At 61.1% G+C, this 19,704-nt stretch carries 19 protein-coding genes; 2 read left to right on the top strand and 17 right to left on the bottom strand.

Annotated elements, in window-relative coordinates; all coding sequences use genetic code 11:
- Positions 1–49: 49 nt before the first annotated feature.
- The 6 genes from ABMD26_RS21495 to ABMD26_RS21470 form a co-directional block, all read right to left on the bottom strand.
- On the bottom strand, positions 50–1,360 hold the full coding sequence (locus tag ABMD26_RS21495; protein WP_056842846.1) for an MFS transporter: 1,311 nt from the start codon (positions 1,358–1,360) through the stop codon (positions 50–52).
- A 159-nt stretch (positions 1,361–1,519) separates the two neighbouring features.
- Complete coding sequence (gene dgoD, locus ABMD26_RS21490) at positions 1,520–2,668, bottom strand: galactonate dehydratase (RefSeq protein ID WP_134721947.1); 1,149 nt, start codon at positions 2,666–2,668, stop codon at positions 1,520–1,522.
- Positions 2,669–2,787: 119 nt separating this feature from the next.
- Positions 2,788–3,411, bottom strand: coding sequence for a 2-dehydro-3-deoxy-6-phosphogalactonate aldolase (locus ABMD26_RS21485; protein ID WP_122742780.1), 624 nt, complete (start codon positions 3,409–3,411; stop codon positions 2,788–2,790).
- Between the two features lies 1 nt (position 3,412).
- Complete coding sequence (locus ABMD26_RS21480; RefSeq protein ID WP_134721946.1) at positions 3,413–4,411, bottom strand: 2-dehydro-3-deoxygalactonokinase; 999 nt, start codon at positions 4,409–4,411, stop codon at positions 3,413–3,415.
- Between the two features lie 430 nt (positions 4,412–4,841).
- On the bottom strand, positions 4,842–6,137 hold the full coding sequence (locus ABMD26_RS21475; protein WP_354311729.1) for an MFS transporter: 1,296 nt from the start codon (positions 6,135–6,137) through the stop codon (positions 4,842–4,844).
- 94 nt (positions 6,138–6,231) lie between these two features.
- Entirely contained in the window at positions 6,232–6,693 is a 462-nt protein-coding gene (locus tag ABMD26_RS21470) for an ANTAR domain-containing protein (protein WP_192067283.1), read from the bottom strand.
- Between the two features lie 448 nt (positions 6,694–7,141).
- On the opposite strand from ABMD26_RS21470, the gene ABMD26_RS21465 reads away from it, so the two are divergent.
- Entirely contained in the window at positions 7,142–7,630 is a 489-nt protein-coding gene (locus tag ABMD26_RS21465) for a glycosyltransferase family protein (protein ID WP_354311728.1), read from the top strand.
- Positions 7,631–7,667: 37 nt separating this feature from the next.
- Positions 7,668–8,423, top strand: a complete 756-nt coding sequence (locus ABMD26_RS21460; RefSeq protein WP_354311727.1) for a glycosyltransferase — start codon at positions 7,668–7,670, stop codon at positions 8,421–8,423.
- A 21-nt stretch (positions 8,424–8,444) separates the two neighbouring features.
- On the opposite strand, the gene ABMD26_RS21455 is transcribed toward ABMD26_RS21460, so the two are convergent.
- From ABMD26_RS21455 to ABMD26_RS21405, 11 genes are all read right to left on the bottom strand, one after another.
- Positions 8,445–8,765, bottom strand: coding sequence for a ComEA family DNA-binding protein (locus ABMD26_RS21455; protein ID WP_134721943.1), 321 nt, complete (start codon positions 8,763–8,765; stop codon positions 8,445–8,447).
- Positions 8,766–8,977: 212 nt separating this feature from the next.
- Entirely contained in the window at positions 8,978–9,787 is an 810-nt protein-coding gene (locus ABMD26_RS21450) for a hypothetical protein (RefSeq protein ID WP_354311726.1), read from the bottom strand.
- A gap of 33 nt (positions 9,788–9,820) precedes the next feature.
- Complete coding sequence (locus tag ABMD26_RS21445; RefSeq protein ID WP_354311858.1) at positions 9,821–10,495, bottom strand: hypothetical protein; 675 nt, start codon at positions 10,493–10,495, stop codon at positions 9,821–9,823.
- A gap of 11 nt (positions 10,496–10,506) precedes the next feature.
- On the bottom strand, positions 10,507–11,484 hold the full coding sequence (locus ABMD26_RS21440) for a glycosyltransferase family protein (RefSeq protein ID WP_354311725.1): 978 nt from the start codon (positions 11,482–11,484) through the stop codon (positions 10,507–10,509).
- A gap of 67 nt (positions 11,485–11,551) precedes the next feature.
- Positions 11,552–13,030, bottom strand: coding sequence for an ArnT family glycosyltransferase (locus ABMD26_RS21435; RefSeq protein ID WP_354311724.1), 1,479 nt, complete (start codon positions 13,028–13,030; stop codon positions 11,552–11,554).
- A gap of 5 nt (positions 13,031–13,035) precedes the next feature.
- Complete coding sequence (locus tag ABMD26_RS21430) at positions 13,036–13,944, bottom strand: glycosyltransferase family 2 protein (RefSeq protein WP_134721940.1); 909 nt, start codon at positions 13,942–13,944, stop codon at positions 13,036–13,038.
- A 249-nt stretch (positions 13,945–14,193) separates the two neighbouring features.
- The gene (locus ABMD26_RS21425) at positions 14,194–16,194 is read right to left on the bottom strand and encodes a polysaccharide biosynthesis protein (RefSeq protein WP_320521778.1); all 2,001 of its coding nucleotides are present in this window, start codon (positions 16,192–16,194) and stop codon (positions 14,194–14,196) included.
- Between the two features lie 100 nt (positions 16,195–16,294).
- Positions 16,295–17,299, bottom strand: a complete 1,005-nt coding sequence (locus tag ABMD26_RS21420) for an MraY family glycosyltransferase (RefSeq protein ID WP_354311857.1) — start codon at positions 17,297–17,299, stop codon at positions 16,295–16,297.
- 2 nt (positions 17,300–17,301) lie between these two features.
- Positions 17,302–18,273 carry a UDP-glucose 4-epimerase family protein gene (locus tag ABMD26_RS21415; protein ID WP_354311723.1) on the bottom strand — a complete coding sequence of 324 codons (972 nt, stop codon included), beginning with the start codon at positions 18,271–18,273 and terminating at the stop codon, positions 17,302–17,304.
- A 24-nt stretch (positions 18,274–18,297) separates the two neighbouring features.
- Positions 18,298–19,413, bottom strand: coding sequence for a glycosyltransferase (locus tag ABMD26_RS21410; protein WP_354311722.1), 1,116 nt, complete (start codon positions 19,411–19,413; stop codon positions 18,298–18,300).
- Positions 19,410–19,697, bottom strand: a complete 288-nt coding sequence (locus tag ABMD26_RS21405) for a hypothetical protein (protein WP_354311721.1) — start codon at positions 19,695–19,697, stop codon at positions 19,410–19,412. The genes ABMD26_RS21410 and ABMD26_RS21405 overlap by 4 nt, the downstream gene beginning before the upstream one ends.
- Between the last annotated feature and the right edge of the window lie 7 nt (positions 19,698–19,704).

The raw sequence follows: 19,704 nt of genomic DNA, 5'->3' as shown, positions 1-19,704 counted from the left end.
TCACGTCGAGAAAAAGCAGGCGCATTATGTTCGCCTGCTTGCAAAGCGGTCAAAGCTCGATCCGCTCGACCTTGCCCACCAGCAGGATATAAGACAACGCCCCAACCAACGCCGTGACCGCGATGTAGGTAATCGCCGGCGCGAACGAGTCGCCGGTCGCCAGGAAACCGATGGCGATCGGCGTGGTGATCGCCGACAGGTTGCCGATGAAGTTGAACACCCCGCCCGTCAGACCCAGCAGACGCGCCGGCGCCAAGGTCGAGACCAGGGACCAGGTGATCGAGGCCAACCCGTTGCCGAAGAACGCCAGCGCCAGGCAGGCAATCACCAAAGCTGTCGAATCCACATAGTTGGCGCCGATGATGCAGGTCGAGATCAGCAGGCCACCGATGATCGGCAGCTTGCGCGCCAAGCCGATGCTCGCGCCGCGACGGATCAGCCAGTCGGAAAAGAACCCGGAGCACAGCACGCCGACGAAAGCCGCCAGGAACGGCAGCGAGGCGAGCATGCCCGACTTGATGAAATCCATCCCGCGGTATTTGACCAGATAGGTCGGGAACCAGGTGAGGAAGAACCACAGGGTCGAGTTCAGGCAATACTGGCCCAGATAGATGCCCCACAGCTTGCGCTTGCTTAGCACGATACCCAGGTCGGTCCAGCTGAAGCCGGCCTTGGCCTGACGTGCCGATTTCTGCATGTCGACCAGGCCGCCGCCGTCGCTGATGAGCTGGATTTCGGCAGCGTTGGCGCCTTTGAAATCACGCGGCTCGCGGTACACGGCGTACCAGATCACCGCCCAGACGATACCGACCAGACCGGTACTGACGAACACCATGTGCCAACCGAATTCGTGTTGCAGCCAGGCCAGCACCGGCGTCAGGAAAGCGAGCCCGACGAACTGGCCCGACGTGTAGAAACCGATGGCAGTGGCGCGTTCGCGCTCGGGGAACCAAGTCGTCACCACGCGGCTGTTGATGGGGTACGCCGGGGCTTCCAGCGCACCCACCGCCATGCGCAGCACGAACAGGGCGATGAAGCTGCCAGCGAACCCAAGCATGACCGTGGCGATGGACCACAGGGCCAGGGCCACACTGTAGAGAATGCGCGGCGGCACGCGGTCCACCAGCCAGCCGCCGGGGATCTGCATGGCCGCGTAGGTCCAGCCGAAGGCCGAGAAGATCAGGCCGACGTGCACCGGATCGATACCCAGATCGCTGGTCAGTGCAGGTGCGGCGATGGACAGGTTGCTGCGGTCCAGGTAGTTGATGACCACGGTGATGAACAGCAGCACCATGATGAAGAAGCGCTTGCGGCTGGGCGTCGCCAGCGCCGGAGCGGTGGTTGCGGTTTGCGTGTGCATGGGGTGCCTCTTATTGTAGTTGTAGAGGGTGATGCGGCGCCTTTGCGGACGCTTTCGCAGGCAGATGGCTCACCGCCTGCCCCGCTCTCACAAAGGTGTCGATATCCGTGTGGGAGCGGGCTCTGCCCGCGAAGGCCGCGCCGCAATATCAGCGTCTTCTCACCACTCGGCAAAGCTGCCATCGGCATGGCGCCAGATCGGGTTGCGCCAGCGATGGCCAATTTCGGCCCGCTCCCGCACGTACTCCTCGTTGATCTCGATGCCCAGCCCCGGCCCATTCGGGATCTTCACGAACCCGTTGTCGTAGTCGAACACCTCGGGATGGGCGACGTAATCGAGCAGATCATTGCTTTCGTTGTAGTGAATGCCCAGGCTCTGCTCTTGAATGAACGCGTTGTAGCAAACCGCATCCAGCTGCAGGCAAGCCGCCAGCGCGATCGGACCCAGCGGACAATGCAGCGCCAGCGCCACGTCATAGGCTTCAGCCATGTTGGCGATCTTGCGGGTCTCGGTGATCCCGCCGGCGTGGGACGCATCGGGCTGGATGATGTCCACATAGCCTTCACTGAGGATCCGCTTGAAATCCCAGCGCGAATACAGACGCTCACCCAGCGCGATCGGCGTGCTGGTCAGAGGCGCCAGTTCCTTGAGCGCTTCGTAGTTCTCGCTCAGCACCGGTTCTTCGATGAACATCAGCTTGAACTGGTCCAGCTCCTTCATCAGCACCTTGGCCATGGGCTTGTGCACCCGGCCATGGAAGTCGACGCCGATGCCTACGTTCGGCCCGACCGCATCACGCACGGCCGCCACACTGGCGAGGGCGCGATCGACCTTGTCGAAGGTGTCAAGGAACTGCAGTTCTTCCGTGCCGTTCATCTTCACCGCCGTGAAACCACGGGCTACGGCTTCATTGGCCGCCCGCGCCGTATCGGCCGGCCGATCCCCACCGATCCACGAGTACACGCGGATGCGATCACGCACCTGACCGCCCAGCAGATCGCTGACCGAAACACCCAGGGCCTTGCCCTTGATGTCCCACAGGGCCTGGTCGATACCGGCCAACGCACTCATGTGGATCGCACCGCCGCGGTAGAAGCCGCCGCGGTACAGCACTGTCCAGATGTCTTCGATGTTGCGTGGGTCCTTGCCGATCAGGTAGTCCGACAATTCGTCGACCGCGGCAGCCACGGTATGCGCGCGGCCTTCGACCACCGGCTCGCCCCAGCCAACCACGCCCTCGTCGGTTTCGACCTTCAGGAAGCACCAGCGCGGCGGAACGATGAATGTAGTGAGTTTGGTGATTTTCATCTGTTGTCTCTCTTGTTCGATGGACGCTCAAGCGCCTGTAATAAATTCGCGACTTCCACCCCTGTAGCAGCGGTGCAAGCCGCGTCGGCCCGCACCACCGCACCCTGAGCCGGCACCTCTCAGCCCGTCAGCGATCGCCACGCCTGCGCATACGCCTTGGCGTTGTCCGCCACCTGCTGCACCGTCATGCCCGGCTTGAACAGACCCGAGCCCAGGCCAAAGCCCGCCACGCCCGCGTCGAAAAACGGCTGCATGTTGTCCGGGCTGATCCCGCCCACCGGCACCAGCGCCGTGCCCTTGGGCAACACCGCCAGCAGCGCCTTGACCACCGCAGGGGTCAGGGACTCGGCCGGGAACAGTTTCAGCACATCGGCGCCGGCAGCGAGGGCGGCGAAGGCTTCGGTTGGCGTCACCACGCCCGGCGCCAGGTACAGGTCCGCTTCCTTGGCCGCCTTGAGTACCGCTGGATCGCTGTGGGGCATGACGATCAATTGCCCGCCCGCGGCTTTCACCTGCTGCACCTGTTCGGCCGACAGCACCGTTCCGGCGCCGATCAGGCAGTCGGCGGGCAGGCTGTTGCGCAGCAGCCGAATGCTGTCGAAAGGCTGAGGGGAATTGAGCGGCACCTCGATGATGCGAAAACCGGCGTCATACAGCACTTCACCGATGGCCACCGATTCCTCGGGGCGCAGGCCGCGCAAAATGGCGATCAGCCCGTTCTGGGCCATTGCTTGCTTGAGCATGTCAAACCTCTTGGAGCTGTTGAGCGACGAGCCCGGCGGCCAGCGCCAGGCTCCAGAGACCGCGTTCGGTGGCCTGTTCGGCCTGGCTGACGCTGGAAAAACCGCAAAGGGCCAGGGCTTGGCTGTAGCGCTGGCACAAGGCCCCGTTACCGATCAGGACCACCGCCGGCAGCGCCGCCAGACCACTGCGCTGGCGTAGCATTTCGGCCAGCGCCCGCAGTTCGTGCCCGATCATCAGGCCGGACAGGTAGTCAGCCTGCTCGCTGCTGGCCAACTGGCCGGTCAAGCCGAGGCTGCGCGCGCTGAACATGGTCGACAGCACACCAATGCTGCCCTCGGGCGACATCGCCACGGCCACGCCGCGCTCGAAGGCCACACTGTCGAACGACGCACTGCGCTTCTGGGTGCGGCCGAGAATGGTGTGGGCACTGGCAGCGGCGAACAGCTCGCCGGTCATGAAGGTGTCGAAATGTTCGATGCGCTGCTCGACCACCCTCGCCCACTTCGAGTGGCTGCCGGGAAGACCGACCAGCAGGGTCTGGTCACGCTCGGCCGGGGGCAGCGACTGCAACAGACCGAAGATCTGGGTTTCCTCGCCGCGCATCACGTTGGGCAGCGCCGAGCGTTGCAGAACGCCGGGCACGAGGTGCACATGGATGCCGCGCAGGGTGCGTACCCGTGCCATGCCAGCGGCCACGTCGGCGGCCTGGGCAGGGCTTGGGCAATAGGGGACTTCCTGCCAGCCCTGGGCGCTGCCGACCATGCCGCAGGCGATCACGGCAGCGTCGGGGTAGGCGTCGAGCCAGTCGCCACAGGCTTCGTCGAACGTCAGTTCGAAGCCATCATTGGTGGATTCGCCGCAGATGGTACGGGGGATGGTAGACAGCTGCATGATGCCCCGATCCAGCGAGCGCTGGTCGAGTACATGGCCTTCGGGGCCGAGCAGATAGGCTCGCAGGGAACTGGTCCCCCAATCGAGTGCAACGAGTTGCGGCTGCATCGCTTCACCTTGTTTGTTTTTGGTAGTGAATGGCGGTGTGTGATGGCCGACTATAAATCCATCCGGATCGAAATCTCAATATATAATTATCAATCCCATATATAGGGATTTTCTTTAAGGCAGGCTCTGCCCTCCGGGGTACCTGCCACATCCTGAGGGAGCGGGCTCTGCCCTGTGGGGTACCTGCCGCATCCCTGTGGGAGCGGGCTCTGCCCTGTGGGGTACCTGCCACATCCCTGTGGGAGCGGGCTCTGCCCGCGAAGAATTCACCGAGGTGTGCCTGGCAGATCGCGGTGCTCCATTCGCGGGCAGAGCCCGCTCCCACAGTTCTGTTCCCAAAGTTCTGCTTCTGACAGTTCTGCTTCAACAGCTCTGCTGCCTGAAACCGGCCATAAAAAAAACCGGCCTGAGGAGGCCGGTTCGTTTGGAGTCAGGCGTACGCCTGCAAGGGGCGGCGTCTGCCGAAGACCCATGCGGTACCGATGCCGACCGCGCCCATCGCCAGGCAATAGCCCACGCACACCCATGGGCTCCAGGGCATCAGGGCGATCAGCAACAACGGCGTGGTGCTGGCCCACAGTGCATAGGCGATGTTGTAGGTAAACGAAATCCCCGACACCCGAACTTTCGCCGGGAACAGGCTGACCATCAGCGAAGGCACCACCCCCACCACCCCGCACCCCAGGCCTGCCAACGCATAAGCCAGTGAGAGGCTACCTACACCTGCGACCAGGCTGGCGTACAGTGCAGTGATGCCCAGCGGCAGCAACACACTGTAAAGAACCAGCGCACGCCAGGCGCCGATGCGATCGACCAGCAAGCCCGCCAGCACGCAGCCGATGTTCAGGAACACGATGCCCAGACTGCTCAACGCGAAGGTGTGCCGGGCATCGAGGCCGAAACGTTGCTGCATCACTGTGGGGGTGATCACCACCAACACCACTACGGCGGAGGTCAGCACGCACGTCAGCAACACCGCCGGAATCAACGACGCGCGATGTTCGCGCAACACGGTGCGCAGGGAAAACTCGCTGACTTGCTCGCTGCGTGCGCGCATGGCCAGAAACACCGGCGTTTCGCTGAGCAGACGACGCAGCCACACCCCAACCACGCCGAACACGCCGCCGAGCAGAAACGGCAGACGCCAGGCCCAATCGAGAATTTCCTGTGGCGTGTACACCCGCGCCAGCACGGTCGCGGTCAGCGCGCCCAGCAGGTAGCCGAAGGTCAGTCCAGCCTGGAGAAAACCCAGCGCATAACCGCGTCGCCGCAGCGGCACGTGTTCGGCAACGAACACCCAGGCACTCGGCACCTCGCCCCCTACGGCAGCGCCTTGCAGAATTCGCAAGGCCAGCAACAGCAGCGGCGCGAAATAGCCGATCTGCGCGTAGGTGGGCATCACTCCGATCAGCAGGCAGGGCACCGCCATCATCAGGATGCTCAGACTGAAGACCCGCTTGCGCCCCAGACGGTCGGCAAAATGCGCCATCAGAATGCCGCCCAATGGACGAGCCAGATAACCGGTCACGAAGATGCCGAAGCTTTGCAGCAAGCGCAGCCATTCCGGCATCTGTGGAGGGAAGAACAGCTGACTCAGGGTCAGCGCGAAGAAAACGAAAATGATGAAATCGTAGATTTCCAGCGCGCCACCAAGGGCCGCCAGACCGAGGGTCTTGTGGTCGCTGCGGTTGAGCAGCAGGGGCTGGGCTGAGCTATCGGCAGGCATGAGCAAATCCGCTGGTGACCGACGGCGCGTATCCTCGCGCCTGTCAAAGGCGCGCAGGATAGCAAAAAGCGTCGGACGTGGCAGGCGCGAACGGCTACAGCGAAGGGGAGCTCAGAGACTTACGCGTGCGAACACCGTCGCCGATCACGCGTACGCGATGCTCCAGTGGCGCTTTGGGCGATTCGACGATGGCCATGAATGTCTTCAGGGCTTCAAGGTCAGGCAACTGCATCACGCTGGTACGCAACCGCTCACCGCTGGCGTCGGTCAGCTCCGTTTCGATCTGCTTCTGGCTTTCATACAGCAACGCATGGCGGACATGCTCGGTGTTCTTGCAGAATCGTGGCAAATCAACACCTGAGCGCACCGCCATGTCGGTGTTGGCAATCAACAGATCGAATGGCTGGTAAGCGCTTTGGACCATGACCAGCAATTCGTCGAGCGTGTGCACCGCCACGACCCTGAAATAGCCCAGATGGTTGAGCGTTCGCTCGATCTGCACCGCTTGCTGGCCCAACTCGTCGGCAATCAGAATACGCAATGTCTTGTCAGCCATCATCCACTTCCCAGGCACGAGCGCAGGACGGTCCCTTACCCGCCGCGCCAAGCCACTACGGCGGGTGCAATGCGACCCGCGCTTTCCAATGAATATCACCCTCGACGGGTGGCCCGCTGGCAAGCTTACTCTCCAATACAGCCGTTCGGAATGAAAAACGTCGAGCATTTGACGACAAATCAAAAACTACATTCAGCTTTGATCTCAAACTATTGTTTTACAAGAATTTTTAATCTGTTGCCAGACGTATATCGAGCACTTTTCCGACGATCAGCACGTCCACAGCGCACAAACCCCCGGTTCATATGGAACGAGCGTCACAGATCCAGGCTCATAGCTTCAAATATGATACTCGTGCAAAATCGCAGTACGAGTGCCCGGCTCGCCCAAACTGCCGTTGATACAGGAGTTCACGCACTTTGATCACCGGACCCTGCGGGAGTCAGCCATGATTCGCTTCGCCATCATCGCTCAACCCCTCTCAAGTCATTTCCAGCCGCTCGAGAACCTTGCCATCGAGCTGATCGCGCGTGGCCACAGCGTGACGTTCTTTCATCAGCCCGACGCTAGACGTCTGCTGCATTTCGAGCGGATCAAGTTCCACCCGGTTGGCCAACATCGTCTGCCCACCGGAAAACGTTCGAAAAGCCTGCCACTGCCGCCCTACTTCGACACCTTGCTGGGCCAGTGGCGCAGCTACGTGGACATGGCGCAGGTTACGCAAATGCTCTGCGAGGAACTGCCCGCGGCGTTACGCGAAGATCGCATCGATGCACTGATCTGCGATCAGATGGAGGCAGCCGGTGGGCTGGTGGCGGAATCGCTCGGCCTGCCCTTCGTTTCCATTGCCTGTGCACTGCCGGTCAACCGCGAAGACACCACGGTGCCATTGGCCGTGCTGCCCTATTCCTACGAGCAGCAGCGACGGTGCGCATAAGCGTTACGCACGGGGCGCACGTCTTCACGACTGGGTAATGAAGCCGCTGCGCAAGGTCATCGCGCGCCAGAGCGTAGCGCTGGGTCTGCCCGTTCGCGAGAAATTGCATGAATGCCTGTCGCCGCTGGCGCAGATCAGTCAGACGGTGCTGGAGTTCGATTTCCCCCGCCCCAACCTGCCACCCTGGTTCCATGAAGTGGGTCCATTGCGTCGGGTTTCGGATGAGACCAACCACCTGCCCTACACCCTGGACAACAGTCGGCCCTTCGTGGTCGCTACCTTCGGCAGCCAACATGGCAACCGGATGAATCTGTTCAAGCGCATTGCCCAAGCCTGCAAGATGCTCGATGCGCAATTGCTGGTGGTGCACTGCGGCGGCCTGAGCCATCGCCAAAGCGACCAGCTGTTGCGTCATGGCGCGACCTGGGTCACGGACTTCGCCGACCAGGCCATGGTGTTGCAGTACGCCGACGTCCTAGTGACCCACGGCGACCTCGACATCGTGCTCGAGGCCGTAGTGGCGGAAACCCCCATATTGGCCCTGCCCATCGCAGCCGACCAGCCAGGTGTTGCGGCGCGCGTGGCCTATAGTGGTTCCGGCGTGCACGCCAGCCGGCACAGCAGCAGCCGGGATCTGGCAGAGCACTTGCGTCATTTGCTGGAGAACCAATGGCCGGAGCTCGAGAACTTGGCCGATGCCATCCATCTGATGGGTGGCACCGAGCGGGCGGCGGATATCGTCGAGTCGGTCATTCCTGATAGATCCAAGCTCTACCTCGTCAGCTCTCGCTGACGGTGACCCCCGATAGAGGGCTCACAATGCAAGTTTCTCGCGATTACGCTCGAACAAGGTCTTGCCTATGCCTTTCACTTCGAGCAACTCGTCTATGGAATCGAAGGGTCCATAAGCCTCGCGGTGTTTCACGATAGCTTCGGCCTTGGTGCGCCCTATTCCCGAAAGCTCGCGCTTCAAGGTCTCTGCATCGGCAGTATTCAAGTGAACCCGGTTTGGCACCGGCATCTGCCTTGCCGCAAGCGTCGATGCTTCCACTCTGGAGGCTGGCGCGGCATGAACCAGTCCTGGAGAACTTGCCAGGATGGCCAATAGTAAATAGGAGAAAAACGCTCTAAGCACTGTGTACGCTCCATGATTGACGTGAGGTAAGCGGCATTCCAAAGCCGCTCGCACACATTAGCCAATGAAGCCAGACAGTCCACCTGCACGGTGTTAGGGAACATGTCGCAGCGCGCGCCCTGCGTGCATTCCGACCCCTGACGCCCATCCGAGCAAGTGTAAGAAAATATGGGTCAGCCCTTGAGCCGCGCAGCTCCTTTCACGAAGCCAACCTATGATGACCTGCGCCGGGCATCGAACCATGTTCGCCAGTACGCAACGGGATGCAGGTAACGGTTTTCGCGCTTGCCCATGCCATGCTTGCCGGTGAAATCCTCTTCCGCATATTCCCCATTGATGCGGACACGTGAAGCCGTGGTCGCCAGCAGGCAGATCTTGGCATTGGCCTGTTGAAGGGCGAACTTGAGCAGACGCTCGGAGTGCAACTTGCGACCCGTGGCCTTGGAAAATTCGAAAATGCGCTCTATTCGGCGCCCATAGGCCTGGTAAACGTCACGCCCGCAAATCGCGAATCGATCGTTCAAGCCTCCCCACCACTGCCAATTGGGAATGTAGGCATTCAAACGACGAGCATCAGGCTGCTCGAATACATAGCCGGGCAGAGGATCGTGATACTTGAGATCAGGCCGAACGAAGATGACGAAGTCCGGATCGAACGCCTCCACCCTTGCAGTCACGCTATGCAAGGAGTGCAGTTGCAGGAGCAGGTTGCGGACCGATGCGTGCTCATCCCCCCAGGTATCGCCCAGTGCCTTGATCCGTTCGAACTCCCACCGCTCCAGCACACCGGTGTCTCGTTCGAGCGCTCCGGTCATGGTCAGGAACGGATCATAATTGGAAGCGCTCAGGGAGCCGTCCTCGCCCGAGCGTCGGTTCGAAACGGTGTCAGTCTGGTACAGATGATAAAAGCACTGCACGTTCGCCCCTTGCGGGATCTGTGCAAGCACCTGCTTCTGGATCGACGGGAAGCATATTGCTGAATTTCTGGGGATGCCAAAGAACGCGACGGCCACTTTCAACACGTGATCTTTCCTGAACGGAGGTAGTTACACTTTTTATCGGCGTTTCAACAAGCGCTGCCACCAGCTTGGCTGGCGCTGCAGAGCCAGGGTTTCAACGTCGGCGTTGGCCAGCCAGGCCCGCTCGTAGTCCCAGGCATGCCCACTCCAGAGCTTGCCGCCATCATTGGAGTAGCCGAGGGTCAGCAGACGGAAGTCCATGCCCTGGTCACGGCGCAGCCAGTCGAACAGTACCAGTGCATTGAAGCCCGTCGACGGGCCGACGAATCGTTTGCCGTTGGCGTGGGCACTGGGATAATTCCACAGCGTGGGCAACGGAATGCGTTCGCGAAACAGCGAAACACCTTTGACGGGTGACATGGGATGGGCAACACCCACCAGTATCGTAAAGCAGCGAGCCTCGGGAGCTTGCCACAACGCCTGCACTCCAGGCCCATGAGGCAGACCGAAGAAATACTGGTCAGGCGCATTGTAGCCGTGGATGAAGATATTCGTGCTCAGGCTACTGAGCAGCGGCCACTTCAGGCAGGTATTGAAACTGACCACTGCATCACGGGGCCCCAGCGACAGTGCGTCGACGTCGGCCTGGCCAATGGCAGGGTTATTGGCCACCAGCACCACTCGCTCGGCACGGCGAAGGCAATCGAGCAAACCTTCGTCGAAAGCACCGAGGATATCCTGATCCCCCCCCGGCAAAGCGGCCAGATTCATATCGCCGTGGTTCACTGGCTCGGCACCTTCAGCCCGAAACGCATCTTCACCCACCACTGCGTCAGCGGCCCGGGCGCCTGCCAGCGACGCATCGGCGCCTGGATCGCCGCAGCCAGATCCCGTCCGACCCGCGCGAAGCTGTAGTTGTCACGGGCGAATGCCTGGCCATTTTCAGCAATCCGAGCCGCGAGCACGGGGTCGCTCTCAAGCAAGGCAATTTTTTCCAATGCCTCGGCCTCTGAACGGTAGAACACCACGTTGTGCATGTCCTGAAATCCCAGCAGACGGTCCTCCTCGCCTTGACTCCAGGCCAGCAGCACGCAACCACAGGCCAGCGCTTCGAAGTTCTTGATCATGAACTCGCCCATACCGATATCGGCACTGACGAATACCTTGATGCGGTTGAGTGTCTGCAGATACTCCTCGCCCGACGCGGTCTTGGCGATCAGCATCCCCGTCTTGCTGGCCAGGGACTCGAGGATGGCCCGGCGTTGCGCATATTCCTTGCTTTTCAGACTGCCGAGAAAGCCCAGGGGAATGTCACGCGTTCCGCCCAGGTTGGTCAGCATGGCATCGTCATAGCCCTTGGAAATGAACAGTGCGTCTATGCCTTCGGCCTGCATGCGCTGTGCGACCACCGCACCGGACACCAAGGCCCGGCAAGCAGGCAGGCGAGCATACAGACGGGAATACATGTGACGGTACTTACTGTTGGGCATGTAGTTCTGATAGGCGTCATGCTCCAGAAAGATCAATCCGGGCACGCACTTCAGGACTCGCCACTGAGGCGCTAGACGCTTGACGCGGGAGAAAACCACCACGCGATCGAAGTCCTGGTGATTCACCGACGCGAGAAACGGACCCAGGTTCATCTGCTGCGCCTTGGTGAGCCGCATGATCACGCAGTCATCACAATGCTGGCGAATGATGTCGTACAGGCGGTCGAGCAGCACGCGCTGCTCGTCCATCACCAACAGCAAGACTTTCATACCTCTACCTCAGTACACGAATGCATCGACGCCACCTGCCTGCGCAGTGATCCAAGTGGATGTGACATCAGCGGCCAACCACCGTCACGGTCTTGCCTTTTCGCTGAGGGAAGCTGGCCAGAACCCTCATGTGATGTTCGGCCATCCACGCCTGCAGCCAGGGCTCGCTTTCAGCGGCTTCGAAAACGAAGTACTGGTAACGCTCGAAACTGCCAGGAGCGATTGCGGTTTCGCGAGGTAGTGTCGGCTGCGGATACCCGCGCCCGGCATAGTAGGAAATGCGCCCATCTTCATAGAACACCGGCGTCTGTTCTTCGATGTGCTGCGCAACCCATTGGCCAGCGGCGACGAAGTTGGTTTTCTTGCCACCCAGGGAGATGACATTCGCCAGCATCATCAGCACGCCAAGCACCAGCATCGCCTTGCCCAGTTTCGGATACGCCTGGGCCAACCGTGCCAGCGCAACCGCCAGCAACGGCAGAAGCAGCACATCGAGGAAGCTCAGATAGCGGCCGATCATGAACTGTGAATGGATGAAGAACAGCATCATGACGACCAGATAGGCCGCAGCAACGTAGGCGAATGGGCGGAAGGACTTCCAGTACAGCTGCCAAAGGCTCCAGGACCGCGGCCACAGAAACGGCAGGGCGAACGGGCCCATCATGCTGACTGTCTTGATCAGAAGCGACGCCAGCAGACCGAAAAAGATGATGCGTCCGGCTTCATCCACAGAGTATTTGTTGATCAGCGAACTACCGAACTGATGCGCCAGCGTATTGAAGTTGGTCAATATGGATTGCGGGCTGATCAGCGCCATCATCAGTTCGATACGGCTGGACTGCCAGTCCACATACATCGCCAACACGGCCAGGACTGGAACGAGCAGCACCAGCGGCAGGCAGAAAAACTCCAGGAATTGACGGCGCCGTCCGCTGATGAACAGATTGGGCAGTTGCCATGCACCCAATGCAACCAGGAGCGTCAAGGCTTCAAGCCGGAACAGCACGGCGGCAGCGACGGCCAGGTAGATAGCCGAGGCGCGCAACCAGCCACCGTGGGTTTCCCAGCGCAGCGTGAGCCATAGCGCCAGCGTACAGAAGAACCAAAAGCCATCCTCGCGGATGATGTCCCAGCGAAACTGGTTGATCGCCGGCATGGCGAGCACGACAAGGCACGCCCACCACGTCGCCTCTGGCACACGCTGGCGGATGCAGTCGACCAGCAGCGTACAGGTCCCGGCCATGAACAGCGCGCAATACAGGTGGGCGCACCACTCCAGTGGCAGGCCGGTCACCGAATGCGTGCCCGCGATCAGCAGCGCGAACCAGGGCCAGTTGAACATCTCCAGCGCAATGCCTGAACCGTGGCGGCTCGCCTGGTACGCTATATCCATGTAGAACGCGGCATCACGGGCCAGGATGTCGGTGCCTGCCATCGCTATGAGCGACAACACCAGGCTGCCGATGAAGGTCAGCCACAGAGGCGAAAGGTTGTTGAATACCGAAGACGGTGAGTTATGTCTCGCCGCTGAAACCGCTGACCACATGCAGGCTAATCCTTGAAGAACAAATTGATGGCCTTGCGCAGGTAAACCCAGCGCAACGCTTGCGGCCCACTGAGATACAGGGCTCGTCGATAGTAGTGGAGCGCCTTGGAACGCTCCTTCTCGCGCAATGCTGCGCGAAACAGGGAAAGGTAGCGCTGCGCCTGGTAGCGCCTGCGCAACGGCTGGCACTCTTCCGGAAGCGTCGAAAACACTTCCGTCGTCATGGCCTGAGCCAATGTTTCTTCATCCCGTCGGTCGTTGCGCAGGCTGTCGGGATGTTTGTGGATGCGGGCGATCACCTGGTCCGTGATCATGATCTTTTGCGCGGCTACCAACAGATACGCGAACACGGGAATGTCCTCGCCAGAGCGCAGTTGCTCCGCGTAAGGTCGCTTGATCAGGAGTTCACGGGTGATCAGGATGCTGCTGGGCGCAAATGAAATACGCTTTTGCAGCAGATACCGGCAGATCTTGGCCTTGGCACTCAAGTCGGGCACCGGGGCGGGAAGCCGAGTGCGTTCGCGGCCATCCGGATGGACTGATACGTGAGCGCCGATGATCACGTCGGTGCCAGGTGTGGCTTTCACCATCGCGCGCAGGACGGCGATTGCACCCGGAATCAGCTCGTCATCGGCATCGACGGGCAGGATGAAGCGCCCTCTCGCCACGCGGATGCCATGATTGCGCGCCGCCGCCGCACCGGCGTTGGCTTGATAGAGATACTGGACAGATGCAAAGCGCGGCAGGTAGCCATCTACGATCCGAGCGGTGTCATCGGTAGAACCATCGTCCACGATGATCAGTTCCAGATCATCCGACCACTGATCGAGAATCGAGTCCAGGACGCGATGAAGGTATCGACCGTAGTTATAGGTGGGCACGACAACGCTGATCAATGTCGTAGGCAGCGTCATGCGGTAGCCATCGTCTGCAATGGTTTACCCAGATCGTGGCAACCGGAGTCGCATCGGCGCTCGAGCCTTGAGGCGCAGCACATGCCGAAGAGGGTCGAAACCAAGGACATAACCTCTATCAATCTAGGCGCCGCGATGCATTTGGAGGGCCCTAGGACTTAAAAAAACCGAGTATAACCCAAACCTACCGCTCGTCGCTGATGGCTGCGCAGGAGCGGTTGTCGGCATCGGAAAGGCCGGCGCGGCAGGTCAATCGTTGCCGCCACGGTGCTGCTGCAGGTGCAGCCAATCGACGATCTCGCCTTCGGGCGCGTACCCGCTCACCGCTTCCTGCAGGATCTCGCGGACCCGGTCGAAATCGGCTTCATCCAGTGCGCGCAGCAACGCGGCCAGTTCGGTCTTGAGGCCTTCCCATGACAAATGATCCTCATGGGCACTCATGATCATCGGGTGCCGGGTGGCAACCACGTTGTTGCCGATCAGCAGCTCTTCGTACAGCTTCTCGCCCGGCCGCAACCCGGTGAACTCGATGCCGATATCGCCCTGCGGGTTCTGTTCGGAACGGATACTCAGGCCCGACAGGTGAATCATCTTCTGTGCCAGGTCGATGATCTTCACCGGCTCGCCCATGTCCAGCACGAACACCTCGCCACCGCGCCCCATGGAACCGGCCTGGATCACCAGTTGCGCGGCCTCGGGAATGGTCATGAAATAGCGGGTGATGTTCGGGTGGGTCACCGTCACCGGGCCACCGGACTTGATCTGCTTGTGAAACAGCGGGATCACCGAGCCGGACGACCCCAGCACATTGCCGAAACGCACCATGGTGAAGCGCGTCTTGTTGACCCGCGCCACGTTGGCCGGGTCGCCGAACAGCACCGGCGCCACCTCGCGGCTGAGCGCCTGCAGGGTCATCTCCGCCAGGCGCTTGGTGCTGCCCATCACATTGGTCGGGCGCACGGCCTTGTCGGTGGAGATCAACACGAAATTGGCCACTCCGGCCTGCAGCGCTGCCTGGGCACAGTTCAGCGTGCCAAGTACGTTGTTGCGCACGCCTTCGGCGATGTTGTGTTCCACCATCGGCACATGCTTGTAGGCGGCCGCGTGGTACACCGTGTCCACCTTCCAGGTGGTCATCACTTCGAGCAGTTTGGCCTGGTCACGCACCGTGCCCAGGGTCGGCAGCATCTGTACGTTCAGCCCTTCGCGGGCCGCACGCTGCTCCAGTTCGCCGCTGATGGTGTAGAGATTGAATTCGCCATGGTCCAGCAGAATCAGCAGCGCAGGCTCCAGACCCAGGATCTGTCGGCACAGCTCGGAGCCAATCGACCCCCCTGCCCCGGTGACCAACACCGACTTGCCGGCAATGCAGTGCTCGAGCAGGTCATCCTGCGCAGGGACCGAATCGCGCCCCAGCAGGTCAGCGATGTCCACTTCCTGAATGTCGTCGACCTTGACCTCGCCGCTGGCCAGCGCGGTGAAATTCGGCACGCTGCGTACATGCAGCGGAAAGCTTTCGAGGAAGCTGAGAATTTCGCGTCGCCGCGAACGCGATGTCGACGGCAGCGCCAGCAGCAATTCCTCGGCGCCGGTCAGTTCGATCATGCGCTGGATATGCTTGGGCTTGAACACCTGAAGACCGGCGATCACCCGGTCGGAGATGCTCGGATCATCATCGATGAACGCCACCGGACGCATCACCCGGCCCATGCGCAGTGCGGCGACCAGTTGATTGCCCGCCACACCTGCACCGTACACCGCCACCTTGGTCAGGCGGTCGTCGCGCCCGGCGAACGGCACGTTGTGCACCGCGTTGAACCAGTCGCCCATGAAGTACTGACGCATCGCCAGGCGCAAGCCGCCGATGATGACCAGGCTGATCCACCAGTAGTTGAAGATGATCGAGCGCGGCACCACGGTCTGATGGTTGCTGTACCAATACACTACCAAAGCCAGGATCAACGACGAGAGGCTGACGGCCTTGACGATGGCCACCAGTGCATCGTTGCCGAAGTAGCGCATCACCGCTCGATACATCCCGAAACGAATGAACAGCGGTATCGCCACCAGCGGCGCGGCCATGAACAACCAGTCGTGCGCACGAATCGGGTTGTACATGTCCTCGACGCCCAGGCGCACCAGGAATGCCATCCACAGCGCGACCCAGACCAGCACAATGTCCGTGACCACCTGCAGCATGCGCTTCTGGCGACGTGGCAAACCCAGCAAGCGTGTACGTATCTTATCCATAGACATTCGACCCAATTGGCCCCTGACCGTAACGGTCGGTTGCAGCAACTACGTAACCATAAGTGCGATCAGTCGATAGCACCAGTGCGCGAACGCAATTTCACGCGCGTTCCAATTCCCCCGCATGATAACGAAAAGCCAGCCACAACAAAGGGATGTATGCAATGAAAGTGCCTAACGCGGGGTTCAGACCGAAAACCGTCACGCACAGAGCCATGGGTAACAGCCATCCCAGGGTGATCAATGCCGTTGCGACGGTGACTGGCAGATGTCTGTCGTAAACCCTTGAAGCGTACTGATAGGCATGGCTTCGGTGGGCCTGGTACACCTTGTCGCCGCGCAGCAGGCGGCGCAGCAGGGTGAACGTCGCATCGACGATGAACACCCCCAGCAGGATGACCCAGGCCCAGAAATAACTCGGCTCGACCCACGCGGCCTGGACCGAGAGGATGCCCAGAATCAGCCCAAGAAACCCGCTGCCCGCATCGCCCATGAAAATCTTCGCCGGCGGCCAGTTCCACAACAGAAAGCCCGCCACCGCTGCGGCGAGCAAGGCCGGCAGCCACATCAACTGCGGGTGCCCGCCCACTGCATAGATCAGACAAGCTCCGGCGCACACGCAGATGGCCTCGACACTGGCGATGCCGTCGATACCGTCCATGAAATTGTAGAGGTTGAGCATCCACACCAGATACAACAGGCCGAACACCCACCACAGCGGCGCAAGGCCATCGACTGCACCGAGCACACCCGGCATGCCGCCCAGCCACAGCAACGCCCAGGCGCCCGCACCGAAATGCCCGAGCAGACGCCAACGCGCGGCAATGTGATTATGGTCGTCGAGAAAACCCACCACCGCCACCAGCGCACCACTGCCGAACAGCGCCAGCCAGGAGCGGCTGTCCAGCGTTCCATTCAGGGTCAGCAGCGTTATGGCCGCGAGGAACACCAGCACGATGGCAACCCCGCCGCCGCGTGGTGTCGGCACCGTGTGGGAGCTGCGCGCATTGGGTACGTCCATCAGGCTGCATGCCAAGGCATAGCGGCGCAAGGCGTAGGTCAGCCCATAGGCCATCACCAGAACGATTACCAGCCACACCGGCATGCTCATCTACGTCGCGCTTCCACGTAGGGCCGCGCGGTGGCGAGCAATGCCTCGGCCATTCGGGTGGAGGGTTCCCAACCCAACAGCTGGCGGTTCTTGTCGATGTCCACTTCCAGGGACTCGAACAGACGCTGCGTCACCGCGCCTTGCCCCAACGCCTGGGCCACGCGGCTCATCCACGGCAGCGGCACATCGAGCAGACGCGGCTTCTTGCCCAGCGCCGTTGCCATGGCTCGCACCAGACCTGCGGTCGACACCGCTTCGCCATCACTGACCAGAAAGGTTTGATGAGCCGCAGCCGGATGTTCCAGGCAGGTGCACACCAGGTCCACCAGGTTATCCAGCGCGACCAGGCTGCGGCGATTGCTGGTTCTGCCGAATGGCAACGGTACGCCTTTGTTGACCAGGCTCATCAGCGCATGGAAATTTGCACGCACACCCGGCCCGTACACCAGCACCGGACGAATGATCACCACTTCCATGCCCGTGGTCTCAGCCAGCGCACGCAGGCCCACTTCCGCCTCCAGCTTGGACACGCCGTAGACGTCCTGGGGTGCCGGCTCGTCGTCGGCACGAAACGGCCGGCCTGGCTCGGTGGCTTCGCCATTGACCTTGATCGAACTGATGAACACGAAGCGTCGAACCCCGGCCTGGGCCGCCTGGCGAGCAAGGTTCAGGGTGCCTTCGACGTTCACCCGGCGGAACGCGTCCAACGGGTCGGTTGCGGACTCGCGCATCACATGCACCCGCGCAGCGGCGTGGACCACACTGTCGATGCCGGCCAGGGCGCTGGTCCAATCGGTATCGGCAGCCAGGGTCGGGACCACGCACCCTTCAACGCCCAGAGGCAGTTGCGTGTAGGCGCGGCGCACTGCTGCCCGCGTGTTCGGGCAGCCCAGCTGCACCAGACGCGCCGCCACGGCGGCGCCGACGAACCCCGACGCACCGGTGATCAAAACAGGTTTCGAGATCATGAGCCAGTACCTTGGTCGAGTGGGTTAACGCTGCAATACGTCGTGATACAACTGCACATAACTGTCCGCCATTCCTTGTGCGGTGAATACTTGCTGGAAACGCCGCGATGCGGCGGCGCCCATGGCACTGGCCATGGTTTCGTCGTTCCACAGCGCCTGCATGGCAGCCGCCAGCGCCTGAGAATCACGCGGGGGAATCACCCATCCTGTTTCCCCGGTGCGGTTGATGTAACTCATGCCGCTGCCGATGTCACACGAGATCATCGGCTTGCCGTACATCGCGCCTTCAAGCAGCGAAATACCGAACGACTCGGAGCGCAGGTGCGAAGGAAAGACAAAGGCGTGGCACAAGGTGAGCAGCGCCGCCTTGTCTTCGTCCGGCAGGCCGCCAAGAAAGTGCACGTTGCCCACGTCCAACTGCTGGGCGTAAGCCTTGAGTTCGGCCTCCAGATGACCACCGCCGAGAATCACCACCGGTAGCCCAGTGGCTTTGGCTGCGTCCAGCAGGTAGTTCAAACCCTTGTAGTAACGCAGCGCGCCAACGAACAGAAAGAACTTGCCCGGGAAGCGACCACGCCAGTGTGCCAGGCGCTCGGCGGCGGGCATGGGATAGGTCGCCGGGTCGAGACCGAAGGGAATGACCGACAGCTTCTCGGGAAAGCGCTGCAGAACCGGGCTGCTCGCCGCGTAATCGGGCGATGACACGACGATGCGGTCCATGGCCCCGAGAAAGCGATTCATAAGCGGCTGGTACAGCTTGAGCAAAGTCTTCTGCTTGATGATGTCGGAGTGATAACTCACCACCGACGGCTTGCCCGTACGGCTGGCAAAATGCACCAGGTCCATGAACGGCCATGGAAAGTGGTAGTGGATCAGGTCCGCTTTGCTGGCCAATTCCTTGAAATCACCCAGTGCCGACCAGGAAAAACCGGTGGAAGCCACGTGCAGATCCAGTTTCGAGCGATGGGCGATGTGGCGCCCTACCCGCTCGTTGCGCGCGGCGCCGCGATCGCTCAGGTACAGGACCTCGGACTCCACACCGCCAGCGGCACAGCCTTCAGCCAGCTGGAAGATGACCTGCTCAACGCCGCCCATGGAATCGGGAAAGTAGGTCTTGAAAAAATGCAGCACCTTGATCATCGGCTTTCCAACGTCTTGCGGTAAGCGATCAGCGTTTGCGCGGTGCAGCGGTCCCACGAGAAGCCGTCGTTGTGGGCCAGGCCCCGTTCACGTGCGTCTGTGCGCCATTGAAGGTCTTTCATCGCTTTCGCGATGAGTTGCGCCAAGGTATCAATGTTCGTCGCTTCGCACATCAGCGCCGCATCACCTGCCACCTTCATTATAAAGGCGGTCAAAGCGCGGGCAGTGAATACGCTAATGTCATCGATTCTAGCAGCAAAGGCTCTACTTAGGATTGCTTTCATTCAGTTT

This window comes from Pseudomonas sp. PvP001 (assembly GCF_040546375.1).
GTDB classification, from domain to species: Bacteria; Pseudomonadota; Gammaproteobacteria; order Pseudomonadales; family Pseudomonadaceae; genus Aquipseudomonas; species Aquipseudomonas coleopterorum.
Note: the sequence above shows the minus strand (reverse complement) of the source record. Positions and strands in the feature narration are given on the sequence as shown.

Excerpts from the sequence above, each read along its gene's own strand:
- ABMD26_RS21445 (WP_354311858.1), bottom strand. The coding sequence starts at position 10,495 with ATGAATCTGGCCGCTTTGCCGGGGGGGGATCAGGATATCCTCGGTGCT.
- ABMD26_RS21430 (WP_134721940.1), bottom strand. The coding sequence starts at position 13,944 with ATGACGCTGCCTACGACATTGATCAGCGTTGTCGTGCCCACCTATAAC.
- ABMD26_RS21440 (WP_354311725.1), bottom strand. The coding sequence starts at position 11,484 with ATGAAAGTCTTGCTGTTGGTGATGGACGAGCAGCGCGTGCTGCTCGAC.
- ABMD26_RS21415 (WP_354311723.1), bottom strand. The coding sequence starts at position 18,273 with ATGATCTCGAAACCTGTTTTGATCACCGGTGCGTCGGGGTTCGTCGGC.
- ABMD26_RS21410 (WP_354311722.1), bottom strand. The coding sequence starts at position 19,413 with ATGATCAAGGTGCTGCATTTTTTCAAGACCTACTTTCCCGATTCCATG.
- ABMD26_RS21470 (WP_192067283.1), bottom strand. The coding sequence starts at position 6,693 with ATGGCTGACAAGACATTGCGTATTCTGATTGCCGACGAGTTGGGCCAG.
- dgoD (WP_134721947.1), bottom strand. The coding sequence starts at position 2,668 with ATGAAAATCACCAAACTCACTACATTCATCGTTCCGCCGCGCTGGTGC.
- ABMD26_RS21475 (WP_354311729.1), bottom strand. The coding sequence starts at position 6,137 with ATGCCTGCCGATAGCTCAGCCCAGCCCCTGCTGCTCAACCGCAGCGAC.
- ABMD26_RS21425 (WP_320521778.1), bottom strand. The coding sequence starts at position 16,194 with ATGGATAAGATACGTACACGCTTGCTGGGTTTGCCACGTCGCCAGAAG.
- ABMD26_RS21420 (WP_354311857.1), bottom strand. The coding sequence starts at position 17,299 with ATGCCGGTGTGGCTGGTAATCGTTCTGGTGATGGCCTATGGGCTGACC.
- ABMD26_RS21495 (WP_056842846.1), bottom strand. The coding sequence starts at position 1,360 with ATGCACACGCAAACCGCAACCACCGCTCCGGCGCTGGCGACGCCCAGC.
- ABMD26_RS21480 (WP_134721946.1), bottom strand. The coding sequence starts at position 4,411 with ATGCAGCCGCAACTCGTTGCACTCGATTGGGGGACCAGTTCCCTGCGA.
- ABMD26_RS21465 (WP_354311728.1), top strand. The coding sequence starts at position 7,142 with ATGATTCGCTTCGCCATCATCGCTCAACCCCTCTCAAGTCATTTCCAG.
- ABMD26_RS21460 (WP_354311727.1), top strand. The coding sequence starts at position 7,668 with ATGAAGCCGCTGCGCAAGGTCATCGCGCGCCAGAGCGTAGCGCTGGGT.
- ABMD26_RS21435 (WP_354311724.1), bottom strand. The coding sequence starts at position 13,030 with ATGTGGTCAGCGGTTTCAGCGGCGAGACATAACTCACCGTCTTCGGTA.
- ABMD26_RS21405 (WP_354311721.1), bottom strand. The coding sequence starts at position 19,697 with ATGAAAGCAATCCTAAGTAGAGCCTTTGCTGCTAGAATCGATGACATT.
- ABMD26_RS21485 (WP_122742780.1), bottom strand. The coding sequence starts at position 3,411 with ATGCTCAAGCAAGCAATGGCCCAGAACGGGCTGATCGCCATTTTGCGC.